A 14,281-nucleotide genomic window follows, 5' to 3' on the forward strand; every position below is an offset into this window, starting at 1 on the left:
AGCCGTCAGTCCTTCAGGAGCGGCACGAGCTGGGTCATGAGCTCGTCGGCGAGCGCATCTGGGGCGCCCTGATCAGCCACGGCCTTGCTCCAGTAGTTCCCGACCAACGTCTCGACGGCATCGACGTTCTTCGACGGTACCTGCGGGCTCGGCGAGGGCCGACCCTGCTTCTGCACGATGTCGACGAAGGTGCTGAGCAGCGGGTCGTCGCTGATCTTCGGCGACGAGGCCGCGTCGGCCCGGGCCGGGATCGAGCCGAACGAGTCCAGCAGCGTCATCTCGCCGTCGACGGAGAAGAACGAGTCCTCGAGGAACTCCTCGGCCAGCTCCTTGTGCTTCGAGAAGGCGCCGACGTTCTGCACCTCTCCGCCGAGCAGCACTCCGCCGTCCGACGTGAGAGGAAGCTCAGCGACGCCGTACGTGAACTTGGCCTCCTTGGCGGCACCGATCTGCCAGTTGCCGTTGGCGGCGAACACCGAGTTGCCGGCGGCGAACTGCTGGAACGGGACCGCCTGGTCCCAGGTCGAGGCTTCCTTCGACAGGTAGCCCTTGGCCGTCCAGTCCTGGAGCATCGAGTAGGTCTTGGCCATGGGTGCGGCCTGGGGGTCGCCGTACGAGAAGCCGTCGGACGTGAACCACGGGAACCCCTGCCACTGGCTCTCGAGCCCGGGCTTGCCGGTCAGCGTGATGCCCTGCTTGCCCGCCGCCACGGCCTTGGCCATGGTGTCCTCCATCTCGGGGATCGTGGTGGGTACCTTCGCGCCGAGCTGGTCCAGCAGATCCTGGTTGTACCAGAGGCCGAGCAGGTTCACGTAGCCCTGGACGCCGTAGAGCTTGTTGTCGACCTTCTGCATGACGCCGGCGGGGAACTGGCCCTTGTCGGCGAACGTGTCCCACCAGCTGTCCATGGGTTCGATCGCGCCGGACTGTGCGAGCGGGTAGGTGCCGGACGCACCGAAGACGAGCACGTCGGGGCCCTTCTTCGCGCCGGCCGCTGTGACGGTCTTGGTGGTCATCTGCTCCACCGGGACGTACTCGAACTTGACCGTGACGTTCGGGTGGTCGACCTCGAACGCGTCCGCGAGCTTCTGCAGCCCGGCGACCTGACCGTCCGTGTTGTAGTAGTGCCACACCGTCAGCGTCACCTTCTCCGCGCTGCTCGACGACGCGGTGTCCGAGCCGCCACCCGCCGAGCACGCCGTCAGCGCCAGTGCGACCCCCACGAGCGCGAGCACCGCGCGGGATCGCTTGTGGTTCCTCATGAGCAAGCCGCCTCTCGTTGTCTTCGTTGACCGTGTCCCTGCCGGACGCCTGCGCACCATTTCCACGATGAACTCCTCGTCCTGGAGCGAGGATGTCGCCTGAAACCCTTTTCGTCAAGCATCAATGTCGAAACGGCGCGGTGGTTGACAGCCGTTGTCGGACCGCATAATTTCATCGAAGAAATGCGACCTGAAGGAGAGAGCCTCACCGTGATCACACCCTCCGCGGACGACGCCGGCGCCTCGGCTGTCCCCGTGACGCTCGCCCTCGGGCGCCGCGTCGGGACGGCCGACCCTCGACTGTTCGGGTCGTTCGTCGAGCACCTGGGCCGCGGCGTCTACGGGGGCGTGTTCGCCCCGGACGACCCGAGCGCTACGCCCGAGGGCTTTCGCGCCGACGTGCTGGAGCTGGTCCGTGAGCTGGGGGTGAGCGTCGTGCGCTACCCGGGCGGCAACTTCGTCTCCGGGTACGACTGGCGCGACGGGATCGGACCGCGGGAGGCGCGTCCGCGCCGGCTGGACCTCGCGTGGAGGTCCATCGAGACCAACGGGTTCGGAACCGACGAGTTCGCCGCCTGGTGCCGCCAAGCCCGCGTCGAGCCGATGCTCGCCCTCAACCTGGGTCTGGGCGACACGCGCTCCGCACTTCAGCTCCTCGAGTACGCCAACCACCCGTCCGGCACGACGTTGTCGGACGAGCGCGTCCACAACGGCTCGCCGGACCCCCACGACGTGCGCCTGTGGTGCCTCGGCAACGAGGCCGACGGGCCATGGCAGCTGGGCCACCGGTCCGTGCGCGACTACGCCGAGCGCGCCGCCGTGACGGCGGCGGCCATGCGGATGTTCGACCCGACGCTCGAGCTCGTGGTCGTCGGCAGCTCGAACCCGCAGATGAGCACGTTCGGCGCCTGGGAACGCGAGGTGCTGACCCGGACGATCGACCTCGTCGACTACCTCTCGTGCCACATCTACTTCTACGACGACGGCGACCTGGGCACGTTCCTCCGTTCGTCCGACGTGCTCGACCGGTTCCTCGACGACGTCGCGGCGACGATCGCCCACGTCCGGGCCGCGACCCGCAGCGTGCGCGACATTCGGATCAGCCTCGACGAGTGGAACGTCTGGAACTACGCCGCGTACGACGCGCTTGACATCGGCCGACCGTTCGAGGAGGCGCCGCGGCAGCTCGAAGAGGTCTACACGCTCGCCGACGCCGTCGTCGTCGGGTCCCTCCTGCAGAGCATCCTCAGGCACTGCGACGTCGTCTCGATCGCGGCCATGGCGCAGCTGGTCAACGTCATCGGTCCTATCCGGGCCGAGCCAGGGCGGCCGGCGTGGCGACAGACGACCTTCCACCCGTTCGCCGCCGTGGCACGCAGCGCGGGCCACACCGTGCACACGGTGAACACGGCCACGGGGCCCGACGAGATCGTGACCTGCATCGTCACCGTCAGCCCGGACGGGTCCGAGGCACTCGTGCACCTGGTCAACTGCTCCACCGCGACCGCCGCAGACGTCGAGCTCGACCTGACGGCCCTGGACGCCGACCAGGTCGACGGTGCACACCTCCTGTGGGTGCCCGACCCGCACGCGACCAACACGATCGAGTCCCCCGACGCCGTGAGCCCACAGCCGCTGGCTACGGACCTGCGCGGCGGCTCCCTGCGGCTGACGCTGCCCGCCGTATCGTGGGCCAGCGTCCGCATCCGGTGTGCTGCAGAGGGCGGGTGATCGCATGGGCAGCAGATCGGACGCCGTGACGATGGCTGATGTCGGGGCACGCGCCGGCGTCACCGGGCGCACCGTCTCCAACGTGCTCTCCGGGCACCCGTCCGTGCGCGCCGAGACCCGCGAACGCGTGCTGCGCGCGGTCGACGAGCTGGGCTACCGGCTGAACACCTCGGCCCGAAGCCTGCGCACGGGCCGGACAGGCTCGATCACGCTGGCCATCCCGGAGCTGGGCATCGACTACTTCGCCGACCTCGCGGGCCGCATCATGATCGAGGCGGAGCGGCACAGCTGGTCGGTGGTCATCCAGCAGACGGACGCACGCCGCGAGAACGAGCTGGCGATCCTCAGCGGCGCGAGCCGACAGCACTCGGACGGTCTGATCTTCCAGCCGCACGCCCTGGGGCCCGGCGACGAGCGGCACCTCACCGGCAACGACCGGCTGGTGATCCTCGGCGACCGCATCTTCAACGCGCCGGTCGACCACGTCGCGATGGCCAACGTCGAGGCGGCCCGGCTGGCCACGCGCTACCTCGTGGACCGCGGCTACCAGCGCATCGCGGCGATCGGCTCCAACCCGCGCGTCGCCACCACCAGTGCAGCCTCACTGCGTCTCGACGGGTTCCGCGCCGAGCTCGCCAGCCACGGGCGGCAGGTGCCCGACGAGTACGTCGTGGTCGCCGAGGACTGGCACCTGCGCGACGGCGCCGTAGGCATGGAGCGGCTGCTCAGCCTGCTCGAACCGCCCGACGCCGTCTTCTGCTTCAACGACACGATGGCGTTCGGCGCCCTCCACACGATCGCGGCGCGTGGGCTCAGCTCGCCCAACGATGTCGCGGTCATCGGCTTCGACAACGTCCCGATGGCGGAGTTCGCCGTTCCACCGCTCACCACCATCGAGCCCGGCACCGATCAGATCGCCAAGCACGCCGTCGACCTTCTGGCGGCACGCGTGGAAGGGCGGGCCGACGGCCCGACCGAGATCTTCGCGACCTGTTCCCTCGTCGTGCGCCGGTCAGCGTGAGCAGCGCTCAGCCGCGTTCTTCGGAGGGGTAGCAGGGCATCGTGTGGCCCGGACCGAGCTAGAAGCCCGAGCGGTTCTCGACCAGCCGGACGCGGCCTGGACGGAACTGGTGGTCGGTCGCTACTGACCTGCTGTGCCGAGCCGGGCACACCGGGGCGACGCATTCGTCCTCCTCGTTCGGCTCAGCGACGAGGATCCGGAAAGCAGCTTCATCGCCGAAACCGCCAGGGATCGAACGAACAAGCGGCGCGAGCGACATCGAGCCCCGGTGGCGAGCTTGAGCAGCCGCGAGGACCAGGGGGCGTCCGCAAACAAGCGGCATGTCCACCACGCACATCGGCCTTCCTTCCCCGTCCGGGGCACCTTCGTGCCGGCGGTCGAGCGTCGAGGGAAGGTCGCGGGAAGGCCGCTCGGCGAACCTCGAGGTCTTCATCCGCACGCACACCTCGGAGCCAGCCATGAACACGAGTTCCATTCCCTCCGCCCCTTCGCGAGGATCGGGGCCCGACCTGGCCGTGATCAAGGCGAACCAGCAGAAGACCTGGGCGAGCGGTGACTTCTCCGTGGTCGCCTCCCGCATCGTGCTCGTCAGCGAGCTGCTCGCGGAGTCCGCCGACCTGCGCGCGGGGTCGCAGGTGCTCGACGTGGCCTGCGGCAACGGCAACGCGACGCTCGCAGCCGCTCGTTCGGGCGCCCACGCGATCGGTGTGGACTACGTTCCGGCCCTCCTCGAGGACGGCCGGGCGCGAGCTGTCGCCGAAGGCCTGGACGTCGAGTTCCGTCTCGGCGACGCGGAACAGCTCCCAGTCGCCGACGACTCCGTCGACGCCGTGCTCAGCGTCTTCGGCACGATGTTCGCCCCTGACCACCGCAGCACGGCGGACGAGATCGTCCGCGTCAGCCGGCCGGGCGGGACCGTCGCGCTCGCGTCGTGGACTCCTGACGGATTCATCGGCCAGATGTTCAAGGTCATCACCTCGCACGTCCCCGGTCCCGCGGGTGTCGAGTCGCCCCTGCTCTGGGGCGCCGAGGACCACCTCATCGACCTGTTCGGCGACTCCGTGGCAACCATCGCGTCCGCGGAACGAACCTGCGTGTGGCGCTTCCGCACCGTGGACGAGTTCGTCGGCTTCTTCCGGCGTTGGTACGGCCCGACGCTGAAGGCCTTCGACGTCCTCGACGAGCAGGGGCAGGTTGCGCTTGCGGCCGATCTTGCGGACCTCGCACGGGCGTCCGACCGAAACGGGGACGGCGGCAGCATCGCGATCCCCGCCGCGTACCTCGAGTCGGTCATCACCCTCAAGTAGCCGCGCCGCCGGCATGCCCGGGTGTGATCCTCGATCGGCGCCGGTATGGGGAGTCCCACCCGCGGCCAGCGCTACCGACATCCCCGAAGGGATCTCAGATGTACCCCGATCTCACCGCCCCCAACGCGGCGGCGCAGCTCGCCGAACGGCTTCGCGAGACGGACCGTGCCCGACCCGCGAGCTCGCCCGGGAACAACGGCATCGCATCTCGCGTGGTGCCGGTCCTGGCACGCACGCTCGCGGGATTCCGCGGCCCTCGACCGCCGTCGCCGATCCGCTGACGACACGGAGGCCGTCCGGCGCACGCCCCGCGGTCGATGGGGCGGGGAAGGTCCCGGGAAGGCGTCCCTCATACCGTCCTCGACACAAGCGCACGACCCGCCATTTCCGGCACAACCAAGGAGAGATTCGATGACCGTCACGACGCAGAACCCGCGCCTCAACGGCGTGGACACGGCGACCCTGTTCGCCACGCTCGACGCCGTCAAGGCAGACAACGAGCTCGCTACGTTCCAGTTCCGGGCGACGAACGACTGGGTGAACGGCAACCAGAGCCGTTCCTCGCTGCTCGGCTTCTTCGGAGCACGGCAGGAGATGCAGCATCGGGCAGAGACCGTCGTCGTGTCCGACCACCCGAAGGTCCTGGCCGGCGAGGACAACGGCCCGGCGCCGGTCGAGTATCTCCTGCACGGCATCGCCGCCTGCCTGACCGCCGGCCTCGCCAACATCGCGGCGGCTCGCGGAGTCCGGCTGACCAGGGTCTCGTCGACCGTCGAGGGCGACATCAACCTCCTGGGCGTCCTCGGCCTGTCGCACGGCTCGGTGCGCAACGGATACGAGCAGATCCGAGTCACGGTCCACATCGAGGGCGACGCCGACGACGAGACCCTGCGCGAGCTGGTCCAGCAGTCGCGACGCCGCTCCGCCGTCTACGACGTGCTCACCAACGCCACGCCTGTGGCCATCGACGTGGTCACGGGCTGACGGCCCTGACCCTCACACGGGGACGGCCGGGCGCATCACGTGCCCGGCCGCCCCTGGACAGGAACTCTCATGATCACCATCGACACGATCGTCATCGGCGCCGGGCACGCCGGTCTGGCGGCGAGCCGACTGCTCACCCAAGCGGGTCGCGACCACGTCGTCCTGGACCGCGGACGGATCGGCGAGCGCTGGCGCACCGAGCGGTGGGACTCCCTCCGCCTGCTGACGCCCAACTGGATGACCCGGCTGCCGAGCTGGCAGTACGTCGGAACGGACCCTGAGTCCTACCAGTCCAGCGGCGACTTCCTCCGGTACCTCGAGGCGTACGCCTCGTCCTACGGCGCGCCCGTCGTGGGCGGCACAGCAGTGCTTGAGCTCACGCGCGGATCCGGAGACGGCGACCGGCGCTATCTCGTCGTCACTGATCGGGGTACCTGGTCAGCCCGGCACGTCATCATCGCGACGGGACCGTACGGAACCCCCCGCGTCCCGCCTGGCCTCGCCCGGCAAGACGTCCTGATGTCGAACCAGTATCGAAACCCGGCGCAGCTCCCCACCGGCGGCATCTTGGTCGTGGGTGCGTCGTCCTCCGGTGTGCAGATCGCGGACGAGCTCAACCGCGCCGGACGTGACGTGACGCTCGCCGTCGGCGGCCACACTCGGATGCCGCGCCGGTATCGCGGCCTGGACATCTTCTGGTGGCTCGAGAGAACAGGCCGGCTGGCACGAACCATCGACGACATGCCGGATCCCGAAGCCGCACGCCGTGAGCCGTCCTTCCAGCTCGTCGGCAGGCGGCGAGATTCCGACGCCCACGTCGACGTCGACCTGTCCACCTTGCAGAGCAACGGAGTTCGGCTGGCCGGGCGGATGGAGCACCTCACCGGATCGACAGCGCACTTCCGGCCGGATCTGCCGGAGAACGTGGCATCTGCCGACGACAGGATGCACCGCTTCCTCGATGCTGCCGACCGGTTCGCCGAGCGGACCGGACTAGCGCCCGAGCTACGGTCCGGCAGCAGGCCGCGACCGGTCGAGCTGGCCAACCCGCCTAGGCGACTGGATCTGGGTGCCGAACGGATCGCGACCGTCGTGCTCGCCACGGGCTACCGGTCCCACAACCCGTGGCTCCGGCTCCCGATCACTCGGCCGGGCGGCGTCATCGCTCAGCGGAACGGCGTCACGAGCGCGCCCGGCGTCTACACCGTCGGCCAACGGTTCCAACATCGTCGGGACTCGGGATTCATCGACGGCGCACGGCACGACGCTCGCTTCGTGGTGGAGCACCTGACCGGCCGAAGCCTGGGCGCGCGCCCCCTCGACAGGGAGCCGGCAGCATGACCAGCGCGTACGACGTCGTGGTGGTCGGTGGCCGGGTGGCGGGGGCGTCCACCGCGCTCCTGCTGGCCCGCGCCGGGGTGCACGTCGCCCTCCTGGAGCGAAGCCGTCTCGGCAGCGACACCGTGTCCACCCACGGACTCATGCGCGCCGGCGTCCTCCAGCTGTCTCGGTGGGGACTGCTCGACGACGTCATCAGGGCCGGAACGCCGCCGGTGCGGCGCACCGTGTTCAGCTATGCCGACGGCGACAGGGTCCAGGTCTCCATCCAACCCAAGGCTGGGGTCGACGCGTTGTACGCACCGCGGCGCAACCTGCTCGATCGGCTCCTCGTCGAGGCGGCCGCCGACGCCGGTGTCGACGTGTGGCACGGAGCGACCGTCTCCTCCCTGATCGACGGTCCGGGCCGACGCGTGGGCGGCGTGTCCACCCGGAGTGCGCGCGGCGCCGAGGTCACCCTGAACGCCACGACGACGGTCGGAGCAGACGGGATCCGGTCGACGGTCGCCCAGCACGTCGGCGCACCGGTCCTGACGGCGGGACGCACGGCCAGCGCCGTGCTCTACCGGTATGTCCACGACCTGCCCGCTGCAGGCTACGAGTGGGCGTACGGCGTCGGGGCCGCAGCCGGCCTGATACCCACCAACGACGCGGCAACCTGCGTCTTCGCCGCGACCACCCCGGCACGCATGCGCCGGCTGCGCCGGTCCGGGAGCGCCGAGTCGGCCTTCTCGACCCTGCTGGCCGCAGCCGCGCCCGCGTTCGTCGACCGGGTCCGTGCCGCGGAGTCGGCGTCCCCGCTGCGCGGCTGGGCCGGACTCCCCGGGCATGTGCGTCAGGCATGGGGACCCGGGTGGGCCCTCGTCGGCGACGCGGGCTACTTCAAGGACCCGATCACCGCGCACGGCATGACCGACGCGTTGCGCGACGCGGAGCTGCTCGCCGACCAGCTGATCGACGTCCTCGGCGGGCGTGTGCCGGAGGCACTCGGGCTCGCGGGCTATCAGCAGACCCGCGATCGACTCTCTGCACATCTCGTTGCGGCGACCGAGGAGGTGGCGGCCTACGACTGGGACGCGCACCGGGCCCGAGCCCTCGTTCGCCGGGTGAGCTCGGCCATGAGCGACGAGGTCGATCACCTTCAGTCGCTCCCGGCCCGTCCTGCATCTCGGCTCTCGCCCGCTGTGGTCCCTGACAGGACAGAGAGGCATCGATACGATGGCGCGGTTCCGAAAGGATGACCCGTCGTGAGTGTCTCGGTCAGATTGCTCGGGGGGTTCGACGTCGTCGTGGACGGCGTCCCCGTGCCACCGGACGCATGGTCACGGCGCCAAGCCGCATCGCTCGTCAAGGTCCTCGCGCTCGCCCCCGGGCACCGGCTCCACCGGGAGCAGGTGATCGAGGCGCTCTGGCCAGGGTCCTCGATCGAGTCGGGGGGACCGCGCCTGCACAAGGTGGCCCACTACGCCCGCCGGGCCCTCGGTGGCGATCTCGAGGCGGTGCTGCTCCGCAACGACATGGTCGCCCTGCTCCCGGAGCAGGACCTGACCGTCGACGTCGAGGAGGTTCGCCGGCACGGGCAGCACGCGCTCCACGAGGGCTCGTCGGAGCTGGCGATCGCCGCGCTGGAGGAGGACCGCGGGCCGCTGCTCCCCGAGGACCGGTACGAGCCGTGGGCTCACGACGCGCGAGAGTCGGTCGCGCTGCTCCATCTCGATCTGCTCCGTCTGGCCGAGCGCTGGGAGCAGGTGCTGGATCTCGACCCCGCGGACGAGCCGGCCCATCTCGCCCTCGTCCGTGCGCACCTCGACCGCGGCGACGTCAGGGCTGCGCAACGGCAGTTCGAGCGGCTCACCCAGGCGCTGCGGCGCGAGCTCGGGACCGCCCCGAGCCCCGAGGTCGAGCGTGTCCGCGCCCAGCTGGATGCCGCGAGCGGCAGAGCTGGACGTGCGCCGAGCGGGGTCCGCCTCGTGGGTCGTCGGGGCATCGGCAACCTCATCCGCGAGGGCCTCGCCCGGGCCGAGTCGGGACGGGGCGGCACGCTGCTGATCAGCGGGCCCGCGGGCGTCGGCAAGAGCGCCGTCCTGGACCTGGCCGAAGCCGTCGCCCACCAACGAGACTGGCGTTCCGGTCGGGGCGCGGCCTCCGCGGTCGAGGGACCGTGGCCGTATGCACCGATCCTGGAGGCGTTCGGTGACCTGGGCCGTCGTCACCCCGCGCTGCTCGACGGGTTGGACGACAACTACCGGACCGAGATCGAACGCGCGCTCTCCGGGCGCGACGTCACGTGGACCGGCGAGTCCAGCCATCAACGGCTGTTCGTCGCGGTCGCCGAGATGATGAGGCTCGCGGCCACCGGCCACGGGCTCCTGCTGATGTTCGACGACATCCACGACGCCGACGAGGCATCACTACGCCTGTTGCACTATCTGTCTCGCGCGGCAGTGACCGAGCCTGTGCTCATCGTGGTGGCGCACCGACCGGTGGGACCCGGGCCGGCGGAGGAGATAGCGGAGAGCCTGGTCCGCAGAGGGTCCGGCACGCGGGTCGAGCTGTCCCGGCTCGACCGGGCCGCGACGCGGCGACTGCTCGCGGATCGCTTCCCCGATCTTGCCCCGGAGGTCGTGCAGCAGATCTGCGAGGTGAGCGCCGGTCTGCCCTTCACTGCGTTGGAGCTGGCCCGCGGCGCGGCACCGGGCCTCGCGGCGGTGATGCCGATGCTGCCGGCCGACGTGGCGGAGACGTTCCAGCGGATCGCGTTGTTCGGACCCACCTTCAGTACCGACGAGCTGCTGGCCCTGTCCGGTCTCGCTGAGGACGAGACCTATCGACGGCTAGAGGTTGCCCTCTCCGCGTTGGTCGTCGAGCCGACGGACACGGGATACCAGTTCCGGCACTCGCTCGTCCGAGAGGCTCTGGTCCGGGAGATGGTCCCGCGGGCGAAGCTGATCGCGCGGCGGGAGGTCGCCGAGCGGATGGCTCAGCTGGGCGGATCACCGTCCCGACTCGCGCACCTGTTCGTCAGCGCCGGTCTGGCGTCCCGCGCGGTGCCGTACGCGATCCGCGCTGTCGAGACGGCCGGGGCCCTGGGGGCCTACCGCGACGCGCTGAGCCTGATCGACGCGGTCCGCCCGCACGCAGGCCCGGCCGAGCTGCCGCAGCTCCTGGCCCGCCGCGGCGATCTGCTGCAGGCCATCGGCGATCCCGAGGCGGTCGAGGCATACCAGGAGGCGGTCGGCGTCACGTCCGGCACCACGCAGCGGCTGGTCCGGGCCCGACTCGCACGGGCAGCGGCGTTCACCGGAGACCTCCCAGTGGCTCGCGCTGCCCTTGACGGTCTGTCCGTGAACGGAGACCCAGCCGACCCGTCGATCCTGCTGGCGCAAGGAATGGTGGCCTTCTTCGAAGGCGACCTGGAGCGTGCGTGGTCGGTCTCGAGCGAGGCCAGCGACCTGTTGGCGTCGCCTGACGACCCGTGGCACCTCGTGAACGCTGTCCTGCTGCAGGGGCTGATAGCCCATCAGCGGGGAGAGTGGTTCGAACGCTTCCACCAGGAGCTGCGGCGGACCCGGGGCAAGCAGCAGCTCGCCACCGCGCTGTTCGACGCTCACCTGTGTGTCGCGGAGTACGTGCTCTACGGGCCGGTGCCGTACGAGGAGGTCATCCGGGACGCGGAGGACCTGCTGCGCCGAGCCACCCAGATGGGCGCCCTGCGCGGGATTGCCTTCGCGACGGCGTTGATCGGCGAAGCCGCACTTCTCATGGGCGACCTCACCCGAGCGGAGCGCGAGCTGGTCGAAGCCGTCGACCTTCATCGGGACATCGACGCGCCGGCCGGGGAGGCGCACAGCCTGCAACGGCTGGCCGAGGTGCGTCTGGCCCAGGGCGATCGGCTCGGCTCGCAGCGACTCCTGGAACGAGCACTCCCCATGGCTCGATGGTCCGTGATCGGGTCGCACCTTCTCCAGCGGATCTACGGCACGATGATCTCGGCCGCTCCCGACACGGAGTCGGCCCGCGCCGTCGTGGATCAGGCCGAGGCGACGCTGGGGAACGACGACGAGTGCATCTATTGCGCGGTCATGCTGGCCGTGCCCGCGGCGATCGCGTGCGCGGACGTCGGCGACCTCGACGCAGCGCGTCGTCATCTGCTCGTTGCCGAGGTCTCGGCTGCGAGATGGTCCGGGCACGCATGGTCCGCCGCAGTGGTGGAGGCAAAGGCTCACATCGCCCGGGCCGAGGGCCTCGGCGCCGACTCAGCGGCCCTTTTCCACCTGGCTGCGGAGGCATTCGTCCTGGCTGGTCAGCCTCGTGACGCCGAAAGGTGCCGGGGAGCGGCGGTCACGTCGCTCCCCGGCACGGCCACCGCTGAGTCAGTGGGAGAACCGAACGTTCGGCAGGAGCCTACGCAGCCACGCGGGTGACGCCCAGGCCGCGCTCCCGGCAAGCCGCAGGAGCACGGGGAGCAGGACGAGGCGGACGAGAGCAGCGTCGAGCAGGACCGCGACCCCGAGGATCGCGCCCATCTCCTTGGGTGGCAGCGGTCCCGACATGGCGAAGGTGAAGAACACCGCAACCATCACGCCTGCCGCAGCAAAGATGACGCGTCCGGAGTGGGCGACCCCGGCAACCATGGCGTCGTGGGCGTCGCCCGTGCGTTCCCAGTGCTCCTTCACGCTCGCCAGAAGAAACACCGTGTAGTCCATGGCGATCGCGAAGATCATCGCGAAGAAGAAGATCGGCGCCCAGGCGTCCAGGAATCCCTGTGGTGCGAACCCGAACAGACCGCTGCCGCGGCCGTCCTGGAACACCAGACGCGCGACGCCGAATGCCGCGCCGGTGGACAGCAGGCTGGTGAGAACACCGAGAGCCGCAGCCAATGGCGCCTGCAGCACGACGAGCAGGAGCAAGAATCCCAGAACCAGGATCACCCCGATGACGGGCAGGGTCGTCGAGGCCAGCACCGCTTCGAGATCATGGTTCTCGGCTGCGGTGCCGCCGACGAGCGAGCCCGCGGGCAGCTCTCCCCGCAACCGGTCGATGAGTCGGCCGACGGCGGGGTCCGACGGTGCGGTGGCGGGCTGAGCCTGGATCAGGACCTGCTCGCCGGACCCGGGCATCGGAGCCGTCACGTGGGCGATCCCGGGGTCCGAGCGCAGGGTGGCGCTCGCCACCGTCGCGGATCCAGCCGGAACCACGAGCTGCAGCGTTCCTGGGGCGCCGGGTCCGAACGCGGCCGTGAGCTCCTCGTAGCCGACGCGGCTCGTGTCCGAGCTCGGCACGACCTTGATGCTCGGCATCGCTGTCCGCATGCCCAGAACAGGCAGGGCGAGAGCGACGAGGATGGCCAGCGCAACGGCACCGTAGGCAAGCGGGCGGTTCCACAGGCGGCGACCCCAGGCAGCGAAGCGCGGTGACGCCCCGTCGCTGACCCGGACACCGGGCACGGCGAGCGCGTTGACGCGCCCTCCGAGCCGGACGAGTACCGCCGGAAGGAGGGTCAGCGTTGCGGCGAGCACGAACACGTCGGCGAACATGATGCCCAGTGCCGTCGACCGGAAGGCGGGCGAAGGCACGAGCATCACGGCCGACAGGGAGATCAGCACCGTCAGCCCGGAGAACAGCACCGCCTTGCCCGCCGTGTCCATCGTCTCGGCGACCGCGAGGCCGGCCTCCTCCGGTTGGCGCCTGAGGGCGGCGCGAAAGCGGACGACGATGAACAACGCGTAGTCGATGCCCAGGGCGAGCGCGAACATGAGCGCGAAGTTCATGGCCCAGATGGACACGTCACCGAGCCGGGAGGTCAGGTAGAGCGAGCCGGCCGCCGCTGTCAGCCCGGTGATGGTGAGCATGAGCGGCAGCCCCGCAGCCACCAGCGACCCGAATGCCAGCACGAGGATCGCGAGGGTCACCGGCCAGCTCATGAGCTCGCTCTTGAGCATCGCCGATCGATTTGCCGCGTTGAAGTCGCCCCAGAGCGCCGAGGAACCCGTCAGCTCGACGGTCGCGTCCTTGCTCGACAGCGCCGTGAGCGTCGCCTTCAGGTCATCGGCGGCCAGCACCATCTCGTTGGTGTCAGCGTTCGCCGCCCCGGCCTGGATGACCCCCGTCCTGCCGTCTGGTGAGATCGACACTCCCACCGTGGGCGGCACGATCGTCGACACGTGACTGTCGGCCCGCAGGATGTCCGTCGCACGTTGCACGACCGCAGCCCCCGCTCCGCTCTCGATCGAGCCGGTCGGGACCTGGACGACAACCTGCAGCGCAGCCGACGACAAGCCCTGGAAGTCGCGCTGCACGATCTGGCGAGCCGCCACGGACTCGGACCCGGACGCCTCCCAGCCCGCTCCCGCAAGAGACGTCTCGGCGCGCGGCGCGAACAGTCCGAGCACTACCACGACGGCCGCCCAGCCGAGCAGCACGACCCGGACATGGCGGCCGGTCCAAAGACCGAGTCGACCCAGTGGGCCGTACGTCGTGCGGTGGGCCACGTCTATCGTGTTCGAGGCCTCCCCCGGCCGGAGTGGCATCTGCAGGCTCGCTGACGCCACCCTGCTGTGCGTATCGGCTTGGCGGGCGGTGGGCGTGGCGCCCAGGGGCATGTTCCTGTTCATCGTGGTCTCCGGGTCAGTGCTGGA

Annotated in this window: 11 protein-coding genes; 8 read left to right on the forward strand and 3 right to left on the reverse strand. The window is 70.2% G+C overall.

The genetic code is table 11. The features are described from left to right. Nucleotides 1-5 precede the first annotated feature (5 nt). Complete coding sequence (locus ACPPVS_RS12500) at nt 6-1,262, reverse strand: sugar ABC transporter substrate-binding protein (protein ID WP_426592588.1); 1,257 nt, start codon at nt 1,260-1,262, stop codon at nt 6-8. A gap of 210 nt (nt 1,263-1,472) precedes the next feature. Between ACPPVS_RS12500 and ACPPVS_RS12505 the strand changes: the two genes are divergently transcribed. Both ACPPVS_RS12505 and ACPPVS_RS12510 read left to right on the forward strand, forming a co-directional pair. Next, on the forward strand, nt 1,473-2,993 hold the full coding sequence (locus tag ACPPVS_RS12505) for an alpha-N-arabinofuranosidase (protein ID WP_426592589.1): 1,521 nt from the start codon (nt 1,473-1,475) through the stop codon (nt 2,991-2,993). A gap of 4 nt (nt 2,994-2,997) precedes the next feature. After that, nucleotides 2,998-4,014: a LacI family DNA-binding transcriptional regulator gene (locus tag ACPPVS_RS12510; protein WP_426592590.1), complete on the forward strand. Its 1,017-nt coding sequence runs from the start codon at nt 2,998-3,000 to the stop codon at nt 4,012-4,014. Nucleotides 4,015-4,072: 58 nt separating this feature from the next. On the opposite strand, the gene ACPPVS_RS12515 is transcribed toward ACPPVS_RS12510, so the two are convergent. Then, entirely contained in the window at nt 4,073-4,489 is a 417-nt protein-coding gene (locus ACPPVS_RS12515; RefSeq protein ID WP_426592591.1) for a hypothetical protein, read from the reverse strand. A gap of 40 nt (nt 4,490-4,529) precedes the next feature. Here ACPPVS_RS12515 and ACPPVS_RS12520 point away from each other — a divergent pair, with 40 nt between their 5' ends. The 6 genes from ACPPVS_RS12520 to ACPPVS_RS12545 all read left to right on the forward strand — a co-directional run bounded on the left by ACPPVS_RS12520 (nt 4,530) and on the right by ACPPVS_RS12545 (nt 12,067). Continuing rightward, a complete protein-coding gene (locus tag ACPPVS_RS12520; protein WP_426592592.1) occupies nt 4,530-5,321 on the forward strand; it encodes a class I SAM-dependent methyltransferase in 792 nt (263 codons plus the stop codon). Nucleotides 5,322-5,419: 98 nt separating this feature from the next. Continuing rightward, nucleotides 5,420-5,602, forward strand: a complete 183-nt coding sequence (locus ACPPVS_RS12525) for a hypothetical protein (protein ID WP_426592593.1) — start codon at nt 5,420-5,422, stop codon at nt 5,600-5,602. A gap of 130 nt (nt 5,603-5,732) precedes the next feature. Next, nucleotides 5,733-6,305 (forward strand): OsmC family protein, encoded by a 573-nt coding sequence (locus ACPPVS_RS12530; RefSeq protein WP_426592594.1) that lies wholly within the window; start codon nt 5,733-5,735, stop codon nt 6,303-6,305. 69 nt (nt 6,306-6,374) lie between these two features. Next, nucleotides 6,375-7,646 carry an NAD(P)-binding domain-containing protein gene (locus ACPPVS_RS12535; protein ID WP_426592595.1) on the forward strand — a complete coding sequence of 424 codons (1,272 nt, stop codon included), beginning with the start codon at nt 6,375-6,377 and terminating at the stop codon, nt 7,644-7,646. Beyond that, nucleotides 7,643-8,884, forward strand: a complete 1,242-nt coding sequence (locus tag ACPPVS_RS12540) for an NAD(P)/FAD-dependent oxidoreductase (protein WP_426592596.1) — start codon at nt 7,643-7,645, stop codon at nt 8,882-8,884. Before ACPPVS_RS12535 ends, ACPPVS_RS12540 begins: the two co-directional genes overlap by 4 nt. A gap of 6 nt (nt 8,885-8,890) precedes the next feature. Further along, nucleotides 8,891-12,067, forward strand: coding sequence for an ATP-binding protein (locus tag ACPPVS_RS12545; protein WP_426592597.1), 3,177 nt, complete (start codon nt 8,891-8,893; stop codon nt 12,065-12,067). Here the strand turns inward: ACPPVS_RS12545 and ACPPVS_RS12550 are convergent. After that, nucleotides 12,017-14,257: an MMPL family transporter gene (locus ACPPVS_RS12550; protein ID WP_426592598.1), complete on the reverse strand. Its 2,241-nt coding sequence runs from the start codon at nt 14,255-14,257 to the stop codon at nt 12,017-12,019. The genes ACPPVS_RS12545 and ACPPVS_RS12550 overlap by 51 nt on opposite strands. Nucleotides 14,258-14,281: the final 24 nt, after the last annotated feature.

This window comes from Cellulomonas sp. McL0617, assembly GCF_049994875.1.
GTDB lineage: Bacteria > Actinomycetota > Actinomycetes > Actinomycetales > Cellulomonadaceae > Cellulomonas.

Bases quoted from the DNA above. Each gene is read 5' to 3' on its own strand.
- ACPPVS_RS12535 (WP_426592595.1), top strand. From the start codon at position 6,375: ATGATCACCATCGACACGATCGTCATCGGCGCCGGGCACGCCGGTCTG.
- ACPPVS_RS12530 (WP_426592594.1), top strand. From the start codon at position 5,733: ATGACCGTCACGACGCAGAACCCGCGCCTCAACGGCGTGGACACGGCG.
- ACPPVS_RS12510 (WP_426592590.1), top strand. From the start codon at position 2,998: ATGGGCAGCAGATCGGACGCCGTGACGATGGCTGATGTCGGGGCACGC.
- ACPPVS_RS12540 (WP_426592596.1), top strand. From the start codon at position 7,643: ATGACCAGCGCGTACGACGTCGTGGTGGTCGGTGGCCGGGTGGCGGGG.
- ACPPVS_RS12500 (WP_426592588.1), bottom strand. From the start codon at position 1,262: ATGAGGAACCACAAGCGATCCCGCGCGGTGCTCGCGCTCGTGGGGGTC.
- ACPPVS_RS12525 (WP_426592593.1), top strand. From the start codon at position 5,420: ATGTACCCCGATCTCACCGCCCCCAACGCGGCGGCGCAGCTCGCCGAA.
- ACPPVS_RS12515 (WP_426592591.1), bottom strand. From the start codon at position 4,489: ATGGAACTCGTGTTCATGGCTGGCTCCGAGGTGTGCGTGCGGATGAAG.
- ACPPVS_RS12550 (WP_426592598.1), bottom strand. From the start codon at position 14,257: ATGAACAGGAACATGCCCCTGGGCGCCACGCCCACCGCCCGCCAAGCC.